This window comes from Rothia sp. CCM 9417 (assembly GCF_048513575.1).
In the GTDB taxonomy this organism is placed as follows: domain Bacteria; phylum Actinomycetota; class Actinomycetes; order Actinomycetales; family Micrococcaceae; genus Rothia.
Genome location: NZ_JBLXXT010000010.1, coordinates 1 through 18,128 on the forward strand (window position 1 = coordinate 1; position 18,128 = coordinate 18,128).

Below are 18,128 nucleotides of genomic sequence, written 5' to 3' on the forward strand. Positions count from 1 at the left end.
CGTAGTTTACTCAGTTGCCGATGAGCTCGAAGTAATTGACGCAGAAACGCAATGTTTACCCGGGTTAGAAGACGACCAGAAACCTACCGCCGAAGTCATTCCCGCTGAAATAGCACAATAAATTCTTCTGTTGAGTTAAAACTATTTTTTTAATCAATTTCTTTTGAGATATATTTTTACTTAATATTTTTTGGAGAAAATTACGATGCCCCAAGAAAATACCCCCACTCCCGAACCTGACCAGAGCTCTACCAACGGAATTATCATTGCAGGCCTCATAGGTTTTCTTGCATGCGTATTCCTTGAGCTATCAATCGTATTTTTGAGCACTGATGAGCAACTCACATCCGTAAGCACCTTCCTGGTGTTCAGCGCCGCTATCTTTTTAGGTATAGCCCTGTTAGTTCCTCTTTTTAGGAAGAGTGAGAGTAAAATAATTTCATCGATTCTCGCCCTTTTATATACTGTCCTTGCTTTTGCAGTAGCTTCTTTTGCCGCTGCTATAGCTGGCTGGTCAATCTATTCAAATGGAATGCATCGATAAAAACGTTTATTTCGGGGGCTCTTCCGCCTTTATACCTAGCCTGGCAATCCCACTTACGACTACCGGGTACACCAGCCGGAAGAATGACAGCTTCCCTCATCCAGTGTTGATAGGGCTTAGGTTGTGTGGCTAAAAAGCGTGATTGCCCTATAGCCTACAACTGCTCCGTTGCAGTTCCCTTGACCGGTACAAACAGCACAGCAGGTCTAGCACTAGGGTCGATGGTCAAACCACCAGCCTCAACTAGATCTGCCACACATACTACCGACGAGCCCTACACTCATCAGAAAATATCACCGGCTTCGACCCATTCTAAAGCCCGCCACGCCAGTCCTTGGGAGCGAACTGAAGGTGCTGGAAGGGGAAATCATGCAGGTTTTCGGGTGCCTGGCCGTACTTTTTCTGCACCTGGGTGTACCAGCGTGAATTGCCCTGGTTTGCTTGGGACTGGCTGGTGTCATACTCGTAGTTAGCCGCCATGCACCAAATGTTACGGTCACTGCCATAGCCACCGTATTTCTGCACGGCTTGCGCGATCATGAGGGTTAGTGGGCGCAACCCCAGGGTATTGAGGTTAACTGCGGGGTTGATGCGGAACCACTGCCCCTCATAGGGTGCCAGAGCATGGGTCAGGTTACCGTCCCCCTGGCGTGCAGGCCAGGAGAAGCCGCTACGCGCATTAGGCAGGGTGAAAGAAACTGCGTGGTTGATAGAGCCGGCAAGAACCTCGTCAATACCGATCTGGGTGAGTTCGCTGGCCATCCCAACCACCGAACTTGTGCCTCCGGTCAGTTGCAGGCTGTGCTTAGAACCGGGGAGCTTGTGAGCATCTTTAATATAGCCGCCGGAGCTGTAATGCCACTGACCGGCATGACTCCCACTGGTTGTTTTCTTGACCTGGTAGAGGGAGCGCCAGATACCGGTTCCCCGATCGTAAATAGCGATAGAGCGGTCCCCACCACCGGGAATCTGGAAGTTCTTAGGGACGGGCAGGCGTACAGCCCTTTCAGCCCCCATCAGCCTCTTATACTCATCACTCTGGTATCTAACCCGGTTATCGAGGCTGTAGAACCATTCGTAGTGCTGAGCGGGGTCTTTGCTATTGACCGTATGAATGGGGATATTGTAGGCGAAGACATTACCGCTCAGAGGTAGCTTGCCTCTAAACCGGTCACTCACATACCTGCTGTGCAGATTCTTGAGGTAGTTGGCCATCTGTGCAGAGTTGGAGAGCACCGGCATCTGCGAGACATTCCGCTGGGCAACCGTTCCTCGCGCCAGGTAGGAGGCGGGGCTAAGTGGTGAGGTTACGGCTGCTGATGCCTGTTCCACGGGTAGGGCCATAGCCGCTATACCTCCAAGGAACAGGGGTGCCAGAGCCCGGCGGCTAATGGGGTGTGCAGAAGACATTGAACATCCTTTATCTCGGGGTCTGTGGGTGCCAGAACCGCTGGGAACTGCCAGGATATTTACCCCGCAGTGCGCCCTTATTTCAGAGGCTGTAAGCCCCAGCGGTTGCTAGCGACCGGCTTTAACCTACCAGTATTGCGCATCACTTTCACCCTCTTAATATTATTCTGATATGGAAAAACATTTATCTTAAGCCCACAAGAACCGCTCATGAGCCCACTGGTCATTCCCCCATCAGCCCACAAAAAGGTGCCTCCCCTCCCCCAATCGGGAGATAGAAGGCACCCCATGCCGAGGCTAACTCAGAGCTTAGTCAGCCAAGTTGATAATTGCGGCGCGTGAAGCATTCACGACCCGCTTGATGGACTCCAAGACCTCATAGGTCAGTGCTGAGTCAAGGGCCAGAACACATAGGGCCTGCGCGTCCTTCTCGTGGCGAGAAACCTGCATACCGGCGATATTGATGGAGGCTGTACCCAGCAAAGTACCGATAGCGGCAATGACGCCGGGGCGGTCCTCATACTCCAGAACCAGCATGTGGTCAGTAATGGCGATTTCTACATCGTAGCCGTTGACGTTGGTCAGCTTCTCAATGAGCTTGGGGCCGGTCACGGTACCTGCCACCGATACAACCTCACCGTTTGCCAGGGCGCCGGTCAGAATGGTTTCGTTGCGGAAGTAATCGGTTTCGGTGGTGGTCACCAGCTCCACCGCAAGGCCGCGTTGCTCAGCCAGAATCGGGGCGTTAACGTAGGACACCTTATCGGAGACAACATCGGTGAAGACCCCCTTGAGGGCTGAGAGCTTGAGTGAGGTGACGTCCTTAGTGGCGATTTCACCTGCGATTTTGACTTCAACGCGGGTCAAGGCTTCGTCGCCGCCAATGGCGGTCAAAATCCGGCCAACCTTTTCGGCCAGGGGCACGCCGGGGCGCACGTCCTTGTCGATGGCCCCACCGGCAACGTTCACCGCATCGGGCACCAGATCCCCTTCAAGGGCCAGTCGTACCGACTTAGCCACCGAGATACCTGCTTTCTCCTGGGCTTCAAAGGTTGAGGCACCCAGGTGAGGGGTTGCCACAACATTCGACAAACCAACAAAGGGAACCTTCTTAGCCGGCTCCTTGACGAACACATCAATGGCGGCGCCGGCAATCTCACCGCTGCGCAGTGCGGCATCGAGATCAGCTTCGTCAATCAGCCCGCCGCGGGCCACGTTAATGACGTAAGCGCTCTTCTTCATCCTCTTGAAGCTCTTGGCATTAATCATGCCCAGGGTCTCTGGGGTACGGGGCATATGGATAGTGATGAAGTCTGCCCGCTCAATCAGTTCATCCAGCTCCACCAGCTCAACGCCAAGTGACGCGGCACGCGCGGTCGTAACAAAGGGGTCGTAGGCAATAAGCTCGGTGCCAAAGGCACGCAGACGCTCAGCCACCAGGCCACCGATGCGGCCCAGACCAATGATGCCTACGGTCTTTTCGTAGAGCTCGACCCCGGAGAACTGGGAGCGTTTCCACTCCCCTGCCTTCATCGAAGAGTCGGCGGCCGCAATGTTGCGGGCTAGCCCCAGAATATGACCTAGGGTCAGTTCTGCAGCAGAAATAACATTGGATGTAGGTGCGTTGACCACCATGACACCGGCCTTGGTGGCGGCCTTGATGTCGACGTTATCTAGGCCTACACCGGCTCGAGCAATCACCTTGAGCTTCTTGGCAGCTCCAATAGCTTCGGCATCGACCTGGGTGGCAGAGCGGACGAGAATAGCGTCCACATCGGTGATAGCCTTCAGGAGCTGTTGGCGGTCTGCCCCGTCGCAGGTGCGGATCTCAAAATCGGGGCCCAAGGCTTCGACAGTGGCAGGTGATAGTTCTTCGGCAATCAGTACAACTGGTTTTGCAGTCACGGTTTTCCTTGGTTCAGGTAATGAGGGTGTTCTCTCGTATGGGTAGAGGCGCTTCGGACCCTAAGGACGCCTCATCAAAGATTGGGGGTTGCCCCCGGTGCACGGCTCTGCGAGGGGCCGGAGTAGGTGCATCCTGTAGTTCACCTTAAGGGCTACAGGGGGCACTCCGTCTGACCGCTGTAAGGGTCATAGAACAACCAAAGCCGACCACCTGACGGTTTGGCAGGTAGTCGGCTTCAGCTCAGAGAGTGTCGGCGCTCAAGCAGCGAACGGTCTTCATGCGCCTTAGCGAGCTACAGAACCATCAACGTAGTCGGCATCCACGCTGTTGGTCCATGCAAAGAGCTTACGCAGTTCGCGGCCGGTGGTTTCGATGGGGTGCGCTTCGCCCTTAGCTCGAAGTTCCTTGAACTCGGGGCCGCCTGCGGCCTGGTCTTCCATGAAGCGCTTGGCGAAAGCACCACTTTGGATATCGGCCAGAACAGCTTTCATGTTTTCCTTGACCTCGGGGGTGATAACGCGAGGGCCGGAAACGTAGTCGCCGTACTCAGCGGTGTCAGAGATGGACCAGCGCTGCTTAGCAATGCCACCTTCAATCATCAGGTCAACAATCAGCTTGAGCTCGTGCAGAACCTCAAAGTATGCAATTTCAGGCTGGTAGCCAGCCTCGGTCAGGGTCTCAAAGCCGTACTGGATGAGCTGTGAAGCGCCACCGCAGAGAACAGCCTGCTCACCAAAGAGGTCTGACTCGGCTTCTTCCTTAAAGGTAGTCTCAATGACACCGGCGCGGGTTGCGCCCAGGCCCTTGGCGTAAGCCAGAGCCAGGTCCAGTGCCTTACCTGAGGCATCCTTTTCAACGGCTACCAGGGCAGGAACCGCGCGGCCAGCTTCAAATTCGCGGCGAACGGTGTGGCCAGGACCCTTGGGGGCGACCATGGCAACATCTACGCCGGCGGGAGCTTCGATGTAGCCAAAGACAATGTTGAAGCCGTGGGCGAAGAAGAGAGCGTCACCTTCGTTGAGGTTGGGAGCGATATCCTTCTTGAACACTTCTGCCTGGACCTGGTCCGGGGTCAGAATCATGATGACATCGGCTTCGGCTGCTGCTTCTGCAACGGTAAGTACGCGCAGGCCTTCTGCTTCGGCCTTGGCACGGGATTTTGAGCCTTCTGCAAGACCAACGCGGACATCTACGCCTGAGTCGCGCAGGTTCAGGGCGTGAGCGTGGCCCTGTGAACCGTAGCCGATGATCGCTACGGAGCGCTCTGCGATATTGGCCAGGTCTGCATCGTCGTTGTAATAGATCTTTGCCATGTGTTTCGATCTCCTTGATCGGTAGAGGGGTAGCTGGCGCTACCCGATCTGTGGGGTTTGAAAACCTCTAACCTACATGGCGGCGCTTGCCGTGGGTAGACAGGGGCTTTACATTGTGAAAGTAAGTGAGCTAGATCCGGTTCTAGCTTCGGAGGGCTTTTTCGTTCATGGAACGAGAGCCACGGGAGAGGCCGATGGTTCCTGCGCGAACAATTTCCCGCACACCAAAGGGTTCAAGCACTTCAAGAAGAGCGTTGATTTTGTTGGCTGATCCGGTTGCCTCAATGACCACCGATTCGGGGGAGACATCGACGATGCTAGCCCGGAAGAGGTCAGCGGCCTGGGTCACCTGAATACGGGCTGCAACATCGGCGCGCACCTTAATGAGGATGTGGTCACGTTGAGCTGAGTTGTCAGCAGGAAGTTCAACAACCTTAAGGACATGGATGAGCTTATTGAGCTGTTTGGTGACCTGTTCCAGGAGCAAATCGCTTGCGTCCACTACAACCGTTATCCTTGAGATTCCAGGGACCTCGGTAGGGCCCACAGCCAGGGAATCGATATTAAACATACGACGCGCGAAGAGGCCAGATACGCGGGCCAGCACACCGGGCTTATCTTCTACGAGAACAGAGAGGGTGTGGCGACTCATAGCATCTCCTCATCATCCCAGGTCGGTGAGATGTCTTTAGCGACTTGGATTAAATCGTTGGATACACCGGCTGGAACCATTGGCCAGACCAGGGCATCGGGGCTGACGTTAAAGTCCACCACAACGGGCCGGTCGTTGATAGCCAGGGCCTGGGCGATGGTCGCCTCAACGTCTTCATCACGTTCACAGCGCAAACCGGCACAACCGTAGGCTTCCGCGAGTTTGACAAAGTCCGGGACCCGTTCGGTACCGATGCCGGTCTTAAGGTGGGTATTGGAGTAGCGGCCATCGTAGAAGAGGTTCTGCCACTGGCGCACCATGCCCAAGGACGAGTTATTGATAATTGCGACCTTGATGGGGATCTTGTTTTGGACGCAGGTTGCCAGCTCTTGGTTGGTCATCTGAAAGCAGCCATCGCCGTCAATGGCCCAGACAATCGAGTCGGGGAAGGCGACCTTGACACCCATAGCGGCGGGTACGGAGAAGCCCATGGTACCCAGGCCCGCTGAGTTGATAAAGTGGCGGGGCTTTTCGTTCGTGATGAACTGAGCTGACCACATCTGGTGCTGGCCAACCCCGGTGACGTAGTAGGCATCGGGGCCGGTCATTTCGCTAATCTTCTGGATAACGTACTGGGGTGCCCCCAAGCCGTCATTGGTCTTGGTGTAGCCCAGGGGGTAAGTTTGCTTGAAATTATTAACCAGTGTCCACCAGTCCGTGAGGTCTGGCAGGGCGCTGGAGAACTCACCGGTCAGAATCTCATTGAGTTCGGGAAGGACCTGGCGCAAATCACCCACGATGGGCACATCTGCAACCCTGATCTTGGAGATTTCAGCCGGATCAACATCAACGTGGATGACCTTAGCTTCCGGGGCGAACTCCGAGACAACACCGGTAACACGGTCGTCGAAACGAGCGCCGAGGGTAATCAGCAGGTCGGACTTTTGCATGGCTGTTACCGCTGGTACGGTTCCGTGCATACCGGGCATACCCAGGTTCTGGGGGTCGGAGTCAGGGTAGGCACCACGAGCAGTCAGCGTGGTGACAACTGGTGCCCCGGTCAGCTTGGCCAGCTTCATGAGTTCTTCCGATGCACCGGCGCGTACGACACCGCCTCCCACGTATAGGACCGGACGCTGGGATTCGGTGATGAGCTTGGCTGCTTCACGGATCTGCTTGGAGTGGCCGCGGGTAACGATGCTGTAGCCGCGTGCCTCATGGGTAACAGGAGGCCAGGAGAAGTCCATCATGCCCTGTTGGGCGTCCTTGGTAATATCGATCAGGACGGGGCCGGGGCGACCGGTGGAGGCAATGTGGAAAGCTGTTGCGATGCACCGCGGAATTTCCTGAGGGTCCCGCACCATAAAGGAGTGCTTGGTAATCGGCATGGTCATGCCCACGATGTCTGCTTCTTGGAAGGCATCGGTACCGATGACGGCCGAGGATACCTGACCGGTAATGCAAACAAGCGGTACAGAGTCCATATTGGCATCGGCAATAGCGGTCAGCAGGTTGGTTGCACCGGGGCCGGACGTAGCGATTGCCACACCAACCTTGCCGCTTGCAATAGCGTAGCCTTCCGCTGCATGCCCAGCCCCCTGCTCATGACGCACAAGAATATGATTGAGCTGCTCGGAGTCGTAGAGGGGGTCATAGGTGGGAAGGATGGCTCCACCGGGCAGGCCGAAGATATCGGTGACGCCCAGCGCTTCGAGCGAACGGACGATAGCCTGGGAGCCTGTCATACGTTCAAGGGGTGAGGGTTCTGAGGGTGCGGATGCAGCCCTCAGATTCTTTGCGAGATCTGCCGGGTTGATGGGTTGTCCCGTCGTCATGGGTGATCCTAGTGGTGGTCCGAAGATAGTCTTGTGTGCGAGCGGTGGGGTACGCCCTGTGGGCCAGGTGCTACCGGGTCACGGTTTTACCTAGAAAAAAACCCTCCGCTTGGTTGAGCGAAGGGTGCGCACGCCATCAGACACAGAGCATCTTATGCTGCGCACTCCGCTAGGAGTCGCACCACAAAAATAATCTGTGATTGCTGGTGTGATGTCATACTCTTTATTGTTGGCTTTTCCCGGCCAGCAGGTCAAACCGGTCTTAGAATATGACACTATATTTCGTTACTGGGTTCACTGCGTGTAAAAAAATCTCGGCTGGTCACAGTTCTATGGTGAGCAGCGCAAGCCTGTCCTCGTCAGCGGGCGAACACCCATTGGGTCCCCCTGCGGATGCCGCTGTCATCTTGTGTCATTTAATATCCCCACAGGCTTAACTGCCCCGAGCCACAGCCCTGCACCGTAGACTGGGGGCATGACTGCCTCACATCAGCTCACCAGCAATGAGATCGCCAAGGCCCTTCACACGGTCTTCGATAGCCAGATCATCAATTACGGTGCCTATAACCTTGTGTTTGCAACAGGTTCAGCTATTTACCGTAACTCCGATGTGGCTTCACTCCAGGAGGACGAGCAGCGTTACTTCCTGGTCGGTTACCGGGATACCCCCCGGGAGGCGATTATCGCTCCCCTCGACCTACCTCAGATTCGTAGCTTGGGCACTCCCACCTCGATTGATAACACCAATGCGGCTCGCACCTTTGCCGTCACAGACCTCAATTTTGGGCTGGAGGCAACCAACGGTACCTCTTTTTCTCTTACCTTTGACCCCAAGCACTTTGTTGAAACGAGTCAGGGATCGGGGGTCTTGGACCAGGCCCTTGATATTGAAGATTTCAAACGGGTCATCATTGACGCATGGGCCCTGTAGTCACCTGTCAGTGTATAGGCACGCACAAGAGAGGCCTGACCGGTAAGCCGGTCAGGCCTTTCTTCTTCTGTGCGCCCCCTGGGACTCGAACCCAGAACCCATTGATTAAGAGTCAATTGCTCTGCCAATTGAGCTAGAGGCGCATATTCATTTGTTTGACCAGGTTTCCCTGGCAACAGATAAATACTATACACACCCCACGGGGACTGCACAAACCCATAAGAGTGTTTGTGAGAACCTTCATAAATACCATCAAAAGCTCTCAAACACGCACGAGAGAGGCCTGACCGGCAAACCGGTCAGGCCTTTCTTCTTCTGTGCGCCCCCTGGGACTCGAACCCAGAACCCATTGATTAAGAGTCAATTGCTCTGCCAATTGAGCTAGAGGCGCATATTCATTTGTTTGACCAGGTTTCCCTGGCAACAGATAAATACTATACACACCCCATGGGGACTGCACAAACCCATAAGGGTGTTTGTGAGAACCTTCATAAAAACTAGTTTTAACCTGCTATCAAACCGGCCACTTCAGGGCGCCAGTGCAGTGCTATGAATGACCTTGAACAATCGTCTCGGGGGTAATGACATCCATAACCGCTGTGATAGTGCGTTCCTGCGCTACCGCCTCGACATTGGTCTCAGGGGGCAAACCCTCACCGCCGCTGCCCTGAACCAAGGAATGGGTCAGGGCGCCAATCTGCGCGGACTGCTCTTCGGCCAAGCCCGCTAAGACCTCGCCACCACCGTGATGCTCGCTGAGGCTCTCAATGATATGTACCAACATTTCACGAAATTTAGGGTTCGACAGCTCACCAGCTGAACCCAGCATACGGTCAATGTTTTCCGCTTCAGCCAGGACCCGCCGCCCCTCCTCGGTAATACCTAAGAGGTAGCTCCGGCGGTCGATTGTGTTACGTGTACGAAAGACGTGCCCGTGGGCTTCAAGCCGAGCCAAGGTCTTTCCCATAGTCTGCGCCTGAACGCCAACCAGGGAGGCAACCTTAACCTGAGAGATCATGCCTTCCCGTGCAATCACATCGAGAGCCGTGACACCGGCATGAGTAAGACCTAAGGATTTAAGCTGAGCATTCCAGCTATATTCCAGCATGCGTGCAGCTGTTGAGAGGAGTCTAGTAATAGACCAATTACGAATTTCTGGCATGCCAACAGTATAGACACGTTTAGCTGATGCTAAACCAGGCGCATTACAAGTGTTTCAAGTTAACAAGGAGCTCTAGCCAGCCCCTCAAGACCGCGACCTTCCAACCTATTTAGGGCACCGACCTACTTGGTAAGCTGGTTTTCGACCCACATATTCTTCACGGGATATCATTACGATTTCCCCATTGTTTTCACTATCTGAAAGGCAGATACCATGGCACGTCTCGAGCCAGGAGCTACCGCCCCTGATTTTACGCTCCCCGCCGCCGGTGGCTCAACAGTCTCGCTAGCAGACTTCACCGGTCGCAAAGTAATCCTCTACTTCTACCCCAAGGCTTCTACTCCCGGTTGTACCACCCAGGCCTGCGACTTCCGAGACAGCCTTGAGTCACTGAGCGCACATGGCTACCAGGTTCTGGGGGTATCTCCCGACGGTATCGCTGCACTCGATAAATTCACCGCCACCCAGGACCTACCCTTCCCCCTGCTCTCCGACGAGAACCACGCCGTTGCCGAAGCCTACGGCGCTTGGGGAGAGAAAAAGAACTACGGGAAAACCTATGTAGGCCTCATTCGCTCAACCCTCGTTATTGATGAAGCCGGAAAAGTCGCTCTTGCCCAGTACAACGTCCGGGCCAAGGGGCATGTTGCAAAGCTCCGCCGCGATCTGGGAATTGATAGCTAGCTCACCCACCATCAATTAGGAAAAAGCTCACCTGGTGCTGTATGATTTTCTGTGTTGTGCTTACAGCGCCACCTGCGCGAGTGGTGAAATTGGCAGACACGCAGGATTTAGGTTCCTGTGCCTTACGGCGTGAGGGTTCAAGTCCCTCCTCGCGCACTCTATATCAATAACCCGTTTCGCCCGGTTCATTCCCGGTTGAGCGGGTTTTTTGATTATGTTCCCCCCAAAGGGAGTCAACAGTAACCCCTCAGCCCCAAGACCCGATAGCGGCCCTGGGCGGGGCCCAGCCATGTCATCAAGAGGTAATAGCAATGGCAGCAGAGACAGTAACTCGCCGGGAGGCTCTAGGCATTGGCGCTGCGCTCAGCGCTGGTTTTGCACTCAGTGCCTGCTCTACCTCAGCACCCCGCCAACCCGTCGCCACACCGAGGGGCGCAACAGCTTCTAGCGGTAGCGGTAAAGTATTCCGTTTTGCACAGGCTGCGCAGATACAGTCCTTAGACCCTACCGCTACTACCCGCATTGAAAGCCACCGCATCAGCGCCCAGATTCTTGACCCCTTGGTAGGGGCAGATGTCAACACGGGCGAGCCTGTCCCAGGCTTGGCTTCGCAATGGGATATCAGCGACGACGGGCTCACCTACACTTTCACCTTAGACAAGGATCTAATTTTTAGTGATGGTAGCCCCCTAAATGCACAGAGTATCTCCCAGAACTTTGACCGGTGGAAGGCTCTGGCCGCAGCTCCCTTGACGCAGCTCAACCAGGCCTATGCCCACCTCTTAGCAGAAACCCCCCGCGCCAGTGGGCGACCAGCCCCAGCTCTGGTCAGTGCCTGGTCGGCTGAAACTGACACCCGTTTTACAGTTACCCTCTCACGTCACTCCGCTAGTTTCCTCAAAGCCCTCACTCAGCCCGCATGTGGGATTATGAAGCCTGACCAGTTTGCCAACAATACGGCAGCGGTTGAATCGCCCATCGGTAGCGGCGCTTTCACTCTTAAAAGCTGGGATGGAGCCACGGCTGTTCTCGAACGCTCTGAGAACTACAGAGGGACAGCACCCGAGATTGACCGCCTGGAATTTGTGACTATTCCCGGTGCCGAGAAACGCTATTACAACCTTGTTGAAGGCCGGATTGACGCCTATGACCAGGTAGCCCTCAAAGACTATGTCCCTCTGGCCCTTGATGGGTACGCGGTGCAATCTCGTGACCCCTATGCCGTTGCTTATATCGGCATCAATCTAGCCCACCCAGCTTTCGATGACCTCAGAGTGCGTCAGGCTCTAGCCTGCGCTATTGACCGGGCCGCCCTCATTAGCGCCTACTACCCCCAGGGAACCAAGGCAGCCTCCGATTTTATCCCCGCACTTTTTCAGATGAAGAACCCCGAAGCCGGGGAGGTCTATAACTACTCAGCGACGAAGGCAAAAGAGTTACTGCGAACCTCAACCTACGCTAACCAGAGCATCGACTTCTACTACCCTGTCAATGTTTCGCTGGCCTCATTACCCTCACCAGAGGGCATTTACTCTCTTATTGCAACCAACCTCATCAGTGCGGGCTTCAACCTTGTGCCCAAACCCTACCAGTGGACCGACCAAGGAAGTGACGATATCCCTGCCAAACACCCCAATTACGGGCTAGAACTGGCAGGTTTTATCGGCGCCTACCGCGACCCCACTGCTTTCCTGGGGCAGGTTCTTGCACCCGCTTCAAGAGCACCAGCTGAGATCAGCATAAACCCAGGGGGATCGACTTCTACCCCAAGTACAGGGGAACCAGCTACCGACGACCCTTCCAAAGCCGCATCAAGCTACACCAGCATCATGCAAGCCATTGACCAGGCAGACAGCATCACCGACATCTCTGCCTGGCGCGATGCCTATCGCAAACTCAACGCGCAGGTCTCTGAGCTCCTGCCCGCTATCCCCCTGGCCTACCCGGTATCCGGTGTCACTCAGGGCGCACGGGTCACAAGCTACACCGTCACTGCTACCTGCCTCGATGTGTTCTCAACGGTGGATGTAGAGAATTGACACCAACCATAGAGATTAGGGCGCAACCCCGTCACAGTGTTAGGTAGGTCGCCCTATCTGTACTAGGCTAATAAGGAACCTGGGGTGAAACCCCACACACAAGGCGCCCCAGCTCGGCGCCAAGTCTGAGTACAGCGACGGAGTGTCAAACAGTGGCTAATGAAGTACAAACCGACGTCCTTTTAGTCGGCGGCGGTATCATGAGCGCAACCCTGGGTGTCCTACTCAAAGAAGTAGAACCCAGCTGGAACATCACCCTGTTAGAGCGCCTTGATGAGGCTGGACAGGAATCGTCAAACCCCTGGAACAACGCAGGCACCGGCCACTCGGCCCTCTGCGAGCTCAACTACGCACCGGCAGGGCCGGACGGTACCGTTGACCCAGCAAAAGCTCTGGGCATCAACGAACAGTTCCAGATTTCCCGCCAGCTGTGGGCATCGCTGGTTGAAGAAGGAAAACTCAAGGACGCTTCCTTCATCAACCCCGTACCCCACATGTCTCTGGTCTTCGGTCAGGAACATTCCAACTACCTGGCCAAGCGCTTTGAAGCCTTCGAAGGGCAGAAGCTCTTCGAGCGCATGCAGTTCTCCACCGATATCGACAAGATTCTTGAGTGGGCTCCCCTGGCCGTTGAGGGCCGCGACCCCAGCCAGCCCCTTGCCGCCACCTGGTCACCGGAGGGCACCGATGTCGATTTCGGCAACCTCACCCAGCAGATGCTCGACTACCTGGTAGACCAGGGTGTATCGGTACAGTACGGCCAGCAGGTCACCGATCTCAACCAGCAAAGCGACAGTAGCTGGGTGGTCACAGCCAAGAACCTCAAGGAAAAGGGACAGCAAGAAACCATCCGTGCACGCTTCGTTTTCCTGGGTGCCGGCGGTGGTGCCCTCAGCCTCCTCCAAAAATCTGGCATTAAAGAGGGCAAGGGCTTCGGCGGTTTCCCCGTCTCGGGCCTTTTCATGCGCAACACCAGCCAGGAAACCGCCCTGCGCCACAATGCTAAGGTCTACGGCCAGGCATCAGTGGGCGCTCCTCCCATGTCTGTTCCCCACCTTGATACCCGCTATGTCAAGGGCAAGCGATCCCTGCTCTTTGGGCCCTACGCGGGTTTCAAAACCAACTTCCTCAAGCACGGTTCCCTGCTTGACCTGCCGCTCTCGCTCCGCCCCGATAACCTTGTCCCCATGGTGCGGGCCGGGTTGGATAATATGGACCTCACCAAGTACCTGATCGGTGAGCTGCTTAAGAATCGTGCTAAGCACCTTGAGTCTCTGCGCGAATACTACCCCACCGCAGTCGATGACGAGTGGGAGCTCATCACCGCCGGTCAGCGCGTTCAGGTTATCAAGAAAGACCCCAAGAAGGGCGGCGTCCTACAGTTCGGTACCGAGCTCATTGCATCGGGCGACGGCAGCCTAGCGGCTCTACTCGGCGCTTCACCGGGGGCCTCCACAGCCGCACCTATCATGCTGAACCTGCTAGCCCGTTGCTTCCCCCAGCAGCTTAGCCAATGGGAGCCACGCATTCGAGAGCTAGTTCCCGGCTACGGTGTCAAGCTCAACGACAACCACCAGCTAGCCGATGAGCTCTTTGCCTACACCTCTAAGGTTTTGGGTATAGACAACTAGTATGGCAGGGCTGACTCTAAGGCCCCGGGCTCAAAAGCCCGGGGCACAACTCTTTCTACCTGAAGCAAGCAGCATTTTGCCGCTCACAAGCCCCTGATAGGATATCTACTGATTAATATCTCAAGTCATCGAAGGAAACTTATCTATGGGCCGTGCAGCCACGACCGTCAAACGCTCACGCACAGAACCAACCCACCAAGCAAGGCCCAAGCCCTCTAAGCTCACCGAAGTCAGTGGGTCCAGCTGGAAATACATCTTTAAAAGGGCTCTCAGCGAGTTTAGCCACGACGGGTGCACCGATCTAGCGGCGGCCCTGACCTATTTCACGGTGCTCTCTATATTCCCAGCCTTGCTGGCCATCGTTTCCTTGCTGGGTGTCTTTGGGCAGGGGGAACAAACGGCAAAGACCATTTTGGGCTTCTTGCAAGATTATGCTCCTCAGGAAATGCTCACGATTCTTGAGGACCCCATCACCCAGCTGACCAGCTCCAGTGCAGCCGGTCTGGCCCTGGTCACCGGTATTGTCGGTGCGCTGTGGACCGCTTCAGGCTATACCGGGGCATTTGGCCGTGCTATGAATAAAATCTATGGAGTTCTTGAGGGTCGCCCTATCTGGAAGCTACGACCTATTAACCTCATGGTTACGACCGTTTTAGTGCTCATCGTAGTATCCATGATGTTGGTCTTCCTCTCATCTGGGGACGTTTTGTTGATGATCCAATCCGCAGTTCCCGACTTTGAGTTGGGCGGATTCATCGGAATCTGGATGTGGCTACGTTACCCAATCATGCTGGCCCTAGCAGTTGTCCTGATCAGCCTGCTCTACTTTGCTACTCCTAACGTCAGGCAGCCCAAATTAGCCTTCCTGACCCCTGGCGCTGTTTTCGCCCTGGTCTTTATGGCATTGGCCGGTACCGGCTTTAGCTTCTATGTTTCAAATTTTGGCAAATATAATGCCACCTACGGTCTGATCGGTGGCGTTATCGTCATGCTCCTATTCATATGGATCATGAACAATGTGCTCTTACTCGGTGCTCAGATTGATGCAGAGATCCAACGTAGCCGTGAGCTTCAAGCAGGCATCAAGGCAGAAGAGAACCTGCGCTTACCACCCAGAGACGACACTATGGCTATCAAGATTCAGCAGAAGCAGGAAGAATTGATTGAGGAAGGCCGAAAAATCCGTCTCTCCCATAGCGGGGTCGATTTTGAGAAGATGGCCCAAGAAAAAGAGAAGGAGTAAAGCCCACCTGCAAGGTTGCCCCGGCGCTGTCAGTCAGTGACCGGGGTTTTCTTCACCCTATATGCACCGTACGATGAGCCTATGACCACCGCCACCACCGACCAGCTACCTTTAGTTGTTGATTCTATCCCACCTACGCCGCAGGACAGCGGGCAACCACCCCAACCCTTGGAGGGGGCCCATGTGCTTCTAGTTCACGGGTTCGCCTCTACACCGATGGTTAACTGGCACCATACCCGTTGGGTCAGCCAGCTTCAGGCCCAGGGTGCTACAGTCCACACAGTGACTCTGCCCTACCACCGGCTCCCAGAATCAGCTGAGGAAACACCTGGTGCTGTCAGCTACCAACTACCAGCCACACAGCGACTGCTTAGCGCAATAGCTGAATCGCTGGCCAGTTACCTGGCTACTCTCAGCGGTGAGGTGCACCTGGTAGGTTATTCCATCGGTGCCCGTATCTGCTGGACTCTCGCTTCGCTCTACCCCGATGCCGTTAGCTCCCTGGTTGCAGGGGCCATGCCGCTTACCAACCATGTGCCGCTCATTAACCGGGCACTACGCACCGGTGGCAGGCTCCCAGATGGTTTTGCCGATATCCTGACAGGTTCGCCAGTGCCAGAACCCCAGCTTCAGGCCTTCGCCGCTCTACCCATAGAAAGCTTTTCCTCCAGCCCGCTGCCTGCATGCCCCGTTCTCTTTTTCCGGGGTAATCAAGACACCGTAGCCCGTGATTCATTCAAAGCCTACAAGTTCCTTGCCCCAGATCAAGCTGTCTGGTTAGAGTACCCCAGGCGCGACCATATCAATATTCTGACCAGTGGTAAGCTCAGAGCCACCGCCATAGAGTTCATGGTTCGTCACAGGCCGACACCAGCTAGCGGGGTGAGCCAACACACGGTAGCGTAGAAACCGCGAGCGCCCCACAAACCGGGTTAGCTCCACGACTTATCTTCTGATGAAAAGGAACAAGATGCAGCAGGTTAAAGCCCTTATCTCCCGTGCCAAGAACCAGCCGGTTGAAGTGGTGACCATCAATGTGCCCGATCCCCTTGCCGGTGAGGCCCTGGTCAGGGTTCTCACCTGCGGTGTCTGCCAGACTGACCACCACTATGTTCAGGGTGGGGTAGGTGATGATTACCCCTATCTGTTGGGCCATGAGTCAGCGGGTATTGTTGAGGCTGTAGGTGAGGGCGTCACCAATGTGGCTCCCGGCGACCTTGTAATCCTGAACTGGCGTGCTGTGTGCGGTGAATGCCGCGCCTGCCAAAAAGGTAAGCCCCAGTATTGTTTCGCAACCCATAATGCCACCCAGAAGATGAGTCTGGAGGATGGCACCGAGCTGACCCCGGCGCTGGGCATCGGTTCTTTTGCCGAGAAGACTCTGGTTGCCGCCGGTCAGTGCACCAAGATTACTGAGGACCTGACTGAGGACCAGTACGCCGCTATTGGCCTGCTGGGTTGCGGTGTTACCGCCGGTTTGGGTGCCGTGCTCAATACAGGTGAGCTGGAACGTGGTGAAACCGTGGCCGTTATCGGGTGCGGTGGTGTGGGTACTGCCGCTCTTGCCGGTGCCAAGCTGGGCGGTGCCACCACCATCATTGCTGTTGATATTGATGAGCAGAAACTGGCTCGTGCCAAGGAACACGGTGCTACCCACACCGTGAACTCATCGGAGCAGGACCCGGTAGAGGCTATCCGCCAGCTAACCGGCGGTTTTGGTGCCGATCTGGTGGTTGACGCTGTCGGTATTGAGGCAACTTTCAAGCAGGCTTTTGAAGCCCGTGATTTAGCAGGCCGGGTTGTTCTGGTGGGTGTCCCTGCACCGGGCACCACCTGGGAGGCACCCCTGGATGAGGTCTTTGGTCGCGGTGGTTCCATTAAGAGCGCCTGGTATGGAGACACCCTGCCCTCTCGTGATTTTCCGCTCTTTGTGCGCCACTACCTACTGGGCAACCTGAACCTTGACGGTTTTGTTTCTGAACGCATCAGCTTGGAGCAGGTCAATGAGGCTTTTGAAACCATGAAGACCGGACAGGTGCTCCGCTCGGTAGTTGAACTCTAAGGAGGGTAAAAATGACTGAAGGTATTGAACGGCTAGTAACCTCTGGGACTTTCTCGCTCGACGGAGGTAGCTGGGAGGTTGATAACAATGTCTGGCTGGTCGGTAACGATAAGTCCCTGATTCTGATTGACCCGGCCCATGATGTGGATGCTATCTCTACCCGCCTAGCTGGACGGCGGGTTGAAAAGATTCTGCTGACCCACGCCCACGATGATCATATCCGCTCTGCCCGTGAAGCCGCTGAGCGGTTCGGTGCCCCGGTCTATCTGAACCCCGCTGATCGCCCGCTCTGGGAGATGGTCTACCCCTCCTGGGACTTCGATACTGAGCTAGCTGACGGTGACCGGATTACTATCGGTGACACGGAGCTGATAGTTCTAGCAACCCCTGGCCACTCCCCCGGGTCTGTATGCTTTTACGCACCTACCCTCAGCTGGGAAAACAGCGAGGGAGTGGTATTCTCGGGGGACACCCTCTTTCAGGGTGGCCCCGGTGCGACCGGGCGTTCCTTTTCCAGCTTTGAGACCATTATCGTCTCCATCAGGGAAAAGCTCCTAACCCTGCCTGAGTCCACAGCGGTTCTGACCGGGCACGGTGACTCCACCGGTATCGGCCTAGAAGCCCCTGAGCTCGATACCTGGATGAAGCGAGGCCGTTAGAGCAGGCTAACCCCGCTCAGTCTGTACGGGCTGGGCCGGTACTGACGAAAGTACCGG

The 18,128-nt window shown here is 55.5% G+C and carries 15 protein-coding genes and 3 tRNA genes; 10 read left to right on the forward strand and 8 right to left on the reverse strand.

Translation table 11 applies throughout. The annotated features are described in order from the left end of the window. Positions 1-205 precede the first annotated feature (205 nt). Positions 206-544: a hypothetical protein gene (locus tag ACN082_RS09350; RefSeq protein ID WP_419100592.1), complete on the forward strand. Its 339-nt coding sequence runs from the start codon at positions 206-208 to the stop codon at positions 542-544. Between the two features lie 312 nt (positions 545-856). On the opposite strand, the gene ACN082_RS09355 is transcribed toward ACN082_RS09350, so the two are convergent. The 5 genes from ACN082_RS09355 to ACN082_RS09375 all read right to left on the reverse strand — a co-directional run bounded on the left by ACN082_RS09355 (position 857) and on the right by ACN082_RS09375 (position 7,660). Further along, positions 857-1,954 carry a hypothetical protein gene (locus ACN082_RS09355; protein WP_419100593.1) on the reverse strand — a complete coding sequence of 366 codons (1,098 nt, stop codon included), beginning with the start codon at positions 1,952-1,954 and terminating at the stop codon, positions 857-859. 309 nt (positions 1,955-2,263) lie between these two features. Next, a complete protein-coding gene (gene serA, locus ACN082_RS09360) occupies positions 2,264-3,859 on the reverse strand; it encodes a phosphoglycerate dehydrogenase (protein WP_419100594.1) in 1,596 nt (531 codons plus the stop codon). 285 nt (positions 3,860-4,144) lie between these two features. Further along, positions 4,145-5,173, reverse strand: coding sequence for a ketol-acid reductoisomerase (gene ilvC / locus ACN082_RS09365; protein WP_419100595.1), 1,029 nt, complete (start codon positions 5,171-5,173; stop codon positions 4,145-4,147). Between the two features lie 142 nt (positions 5,174-5,315). Continuing rightward, positions 5,316-5,825, reverse strand: a complete 510-nt coding sequence (gene ilvN / locus ACN082_RS09370) for an acetolactate synthase small subunit (protein WP_419100596.1) — start codon at positions 5,823-5,825, stop codon at positions 5,316-5,318. Beyond that, the gene (locus ACN082_RS09375; RefSeq protein ID WP_419100597.1) at positions 5,822-7,660 is read right to left on the reverse strand and encodes an acetolactate synthase large subunit; all 1,839 of its coding nucleotides are present in this window, start codon (positions 7,658-7,660) and stop codon (positions 5,822-5,824) included. The genes ilvN and ACN082_RS09375 overlap by 4 nt, the downstream gene beginning before the upstream one ends. A gap of 475 nt (positions 7,661-8,135) precedes the next feature. On the opposite strand from ACN082_RS09375, the gene ACN082_RS09380 reads away from it, so the two are divergent. Further along, positions 8,136-8,591: a hypothetical protein gene (locus tag ACN082_RS09380; protein WP_419100598.1), complete on the forward strand. Its 456-nt coding sequence runs from the start codon at positions 8,136-8,138 to the stop codon at positions 8,589-8,591. Between the two features lie 70 nt (positions 8,592-8,661). On the opposite strand, the gene ACN082_RS09385 is transcribed toward ACN082_RS09380, so the two are convergent. The 3 genes from ACN082_RS09385 to ACN082_RS09395 form a co-directional block, all read right to left on the reverse strand. After that, positions 8,662-8,734: transfer RNA gene (locus ACN082_RS09385), tRNA-Lys, on the reverse strand. A 175-nt stretch (positions 8,735-8,909) separates the two neighbouring features. Then, positions 8,910-8,982, reverse strand: a tRNA-Lys gene (locus ACN082_RS09390). A gap of 156 nt (positions 8,983-9,138) precedes the next feature. Next, on the reverse strand, positions 9,139-9,753 hold the full coding sequence (locus ACN082_RS09395) for a MarR family winged helix-turn-helix transcriptional regulator (RefSeq protein WP_419100599.1): 615 nt from the start codon (positions 9,751-9,753) through the stop codon (positions 9,139-9,141). A 213-nt stretch (positions 9,754-9,966) separates the two neighbouring features. On the opposite strand from ACN082_RS09395, the gene bcp reads away from it, so the two are divergent. The 8 genes from bcp (at position 9,967) to ACN082_RS09435 (ending at position 18,071) form a co-directional block, all read left to right on the forward strand. Further along, positions 9,967-10,437 (forward strand): thioredoxin-dependent thiol peroxidase, encoded by a 471-nt coding sequence (gene bcp / locus ACN082_RS09400; RefSeq protein ID WP_419100600.1) that lies wholly within the window; start codon positions 9,967-9,969, stop codon positions 10,435-10,437. A 74-nt stretch (positions 10,438-10,511) separates the two neighbouring features. Further along, a tRNA-Leu gene (locus ACN082_RS09405) sits at positions 10,512-10,593 on the forward strand. A 155-nt stretch (positions 10,594-10,748) separates the two neighbouring features. Beyond that, entirely contained in the window at positions 10,749-12,476 is a 1,728-nt protein-coding gene (locus ACN082_RS09410) for an ABC transporter substrate-binding protein (RefSeq protein WP_419100601.1), read from the forward strand. Between the two features lie 125 nt (positions 12,477-12,601). Beyond that, the gene (locus tag ACN082_RS09415; RefSeq protein WP_419100652.1) at positions 12,602-14,107 is read left to right on the forward strand and encodes a malate:quinone oxidoreductase; all 1,506 of its coding nucleotides are present in this window, start codon (positions 12,602-12,604) and stop codon (positions 14,105-14,107) included. Between the two features lie 145 nt (positions 14,108-14,252). Continuing rightward, positions 14,253-15,350: a YihY/virulence factor BrkB family protein gene (locus tag ACN082_RS09420; RefSeq protein ID WP_419100602.1), complete on the forward strand. Its 1,098-nt coding sequence runs from the start codon at positions 14,253-14,255 to the stop codon at positions 15,348-15,350. An 81-nt stretch (positions 15,351-15,431) separates the two neighbouring features. Next, positions 15,432-16,256, forward strand: coding sequence for an alpha/beta fold hydrolase (locus ACN082_RS09425; RefSeq protein ID WP_419100603.1), 825 nt, complete (start codon positions 15,432-15,434; stop codon positions 16,254-16,256). 64 nt (positions 16,257-16,320) lie between these two features. Next, a complete protein-coding gene (locus ACN082_RS09430; protein ID WP_419100604.1) occupies positions 16,321-17,412 on the forward strand; it encodes an S-(hydroxymethyl)mycothiol dehydrogenase in 1,092 nt (363 codons plus the stop codon). An 11-nt stretch (positions 17,413-17,423) separates the two neighbouring features. Further along, the gene (locus ACN082_RS09435; RefSeq protein WP_419100605.1) at positions 17,424-18,071 is read left to right on the forward strand and encodes an MBL fold metallo-hydrolase; all 648 of its coding nucleotides are present in this window, start codon (positions 17,424-17,426) and stop codon (positions 18,069-18,071) included. Positions 18,072-18,128 lie beyond the last annotated feature (57 nt).

Bases quoted from the DNA above. Each gene is read 5' to 3' on its own strand.
- ACN082_RS09430 (WP_419100604.1), top strand. From the start codon at position 16,321: ATGCAGCAGGTTAAAGCCCTTATCTCCCGTGCCAAGAACCAGCCGGTT.
- bcp (WP_419100600.1), top strand. From the start codon at position 9,967: ATGGCACGTCTCGAGCCAGGAGCTACCGCCCCTGATTTTACGCTCCCC.
- ACN082_RS09355 (WP_419100593.1), bottom strand. From the start codon at position 1,954: ATGTCTTCTGCACACCCCATTAGCCGCCGGGCTCTGGCACCCCTGTTC.
- ilvC (WP_419100595.1), bottom strand. From the start codon at position 5,173: ATGGCAAAGATCTATTACAACGACGATGCAGACCTGGCCAATATCGCA.
- ACN082_RS09410 (WP_419100601.1), top strand. From the start codon at position 10,749: ATGGCAGCAGAGACAGTAACTCGCCGGGAGGCTCTAGGCATTGGCGCT.
- ACN082_RS09380 (WP_419100598.1), top strand. From the start codon at position 8,136: ATGACTGCCTCACATCAGCTCACCAGCAATGAGATCGCCAAGGCCCTT.
- ACN082_RS09420 (WP_419100602.1), top strand. From the start codon at position 14,253: ATGGGCCGTGCAGCCACGACCGTCAAACGCTCACGCACAGAACCAACC.
- ACN082_RS09395 (WP_419100599.1), bottom strand. From the start codon at position 9,753: ATGCCAGAAATTCGTAATTGGTCTATTACTAGACTCCTCTCAACAGCT.
- ACN082_RS09350 (WP_419100592.1), top strand. From the start codon at position 206: ATGCCCCAAGAAAATACCCCCACTCCCGAACCTGACCAGAGCTCTACC.
- ilvN (WP_419100596.1), bottom strand. From the start codon at position 5,825: ATGAGTCGCCACACCCTCTCTGTTCTCGTAGAAGATAAGCCCGGTGTG.
- ACN082_RS09375 (WP_419100597.1), bottom strand. From the start codon at position 7,660: ATGACGACGGGACAACCCATCAACCCGGCAGATCTCGCAAAGAATCTG.
- ACN082_RS09435 (WP_419100605.1), top strand. From the start codon at position 17,424: ATGACTGAAGGTATTGAACGGCTAGTAACCTCTGGGACTTTCTCGCTC.
- ACN082_RS09425 (WP_419100603.1), top strand. From the start codon at position 15,432: ATGACCACCGCCACCACCGACCAGCTACCTTTAGTTGTTGATTCTATC.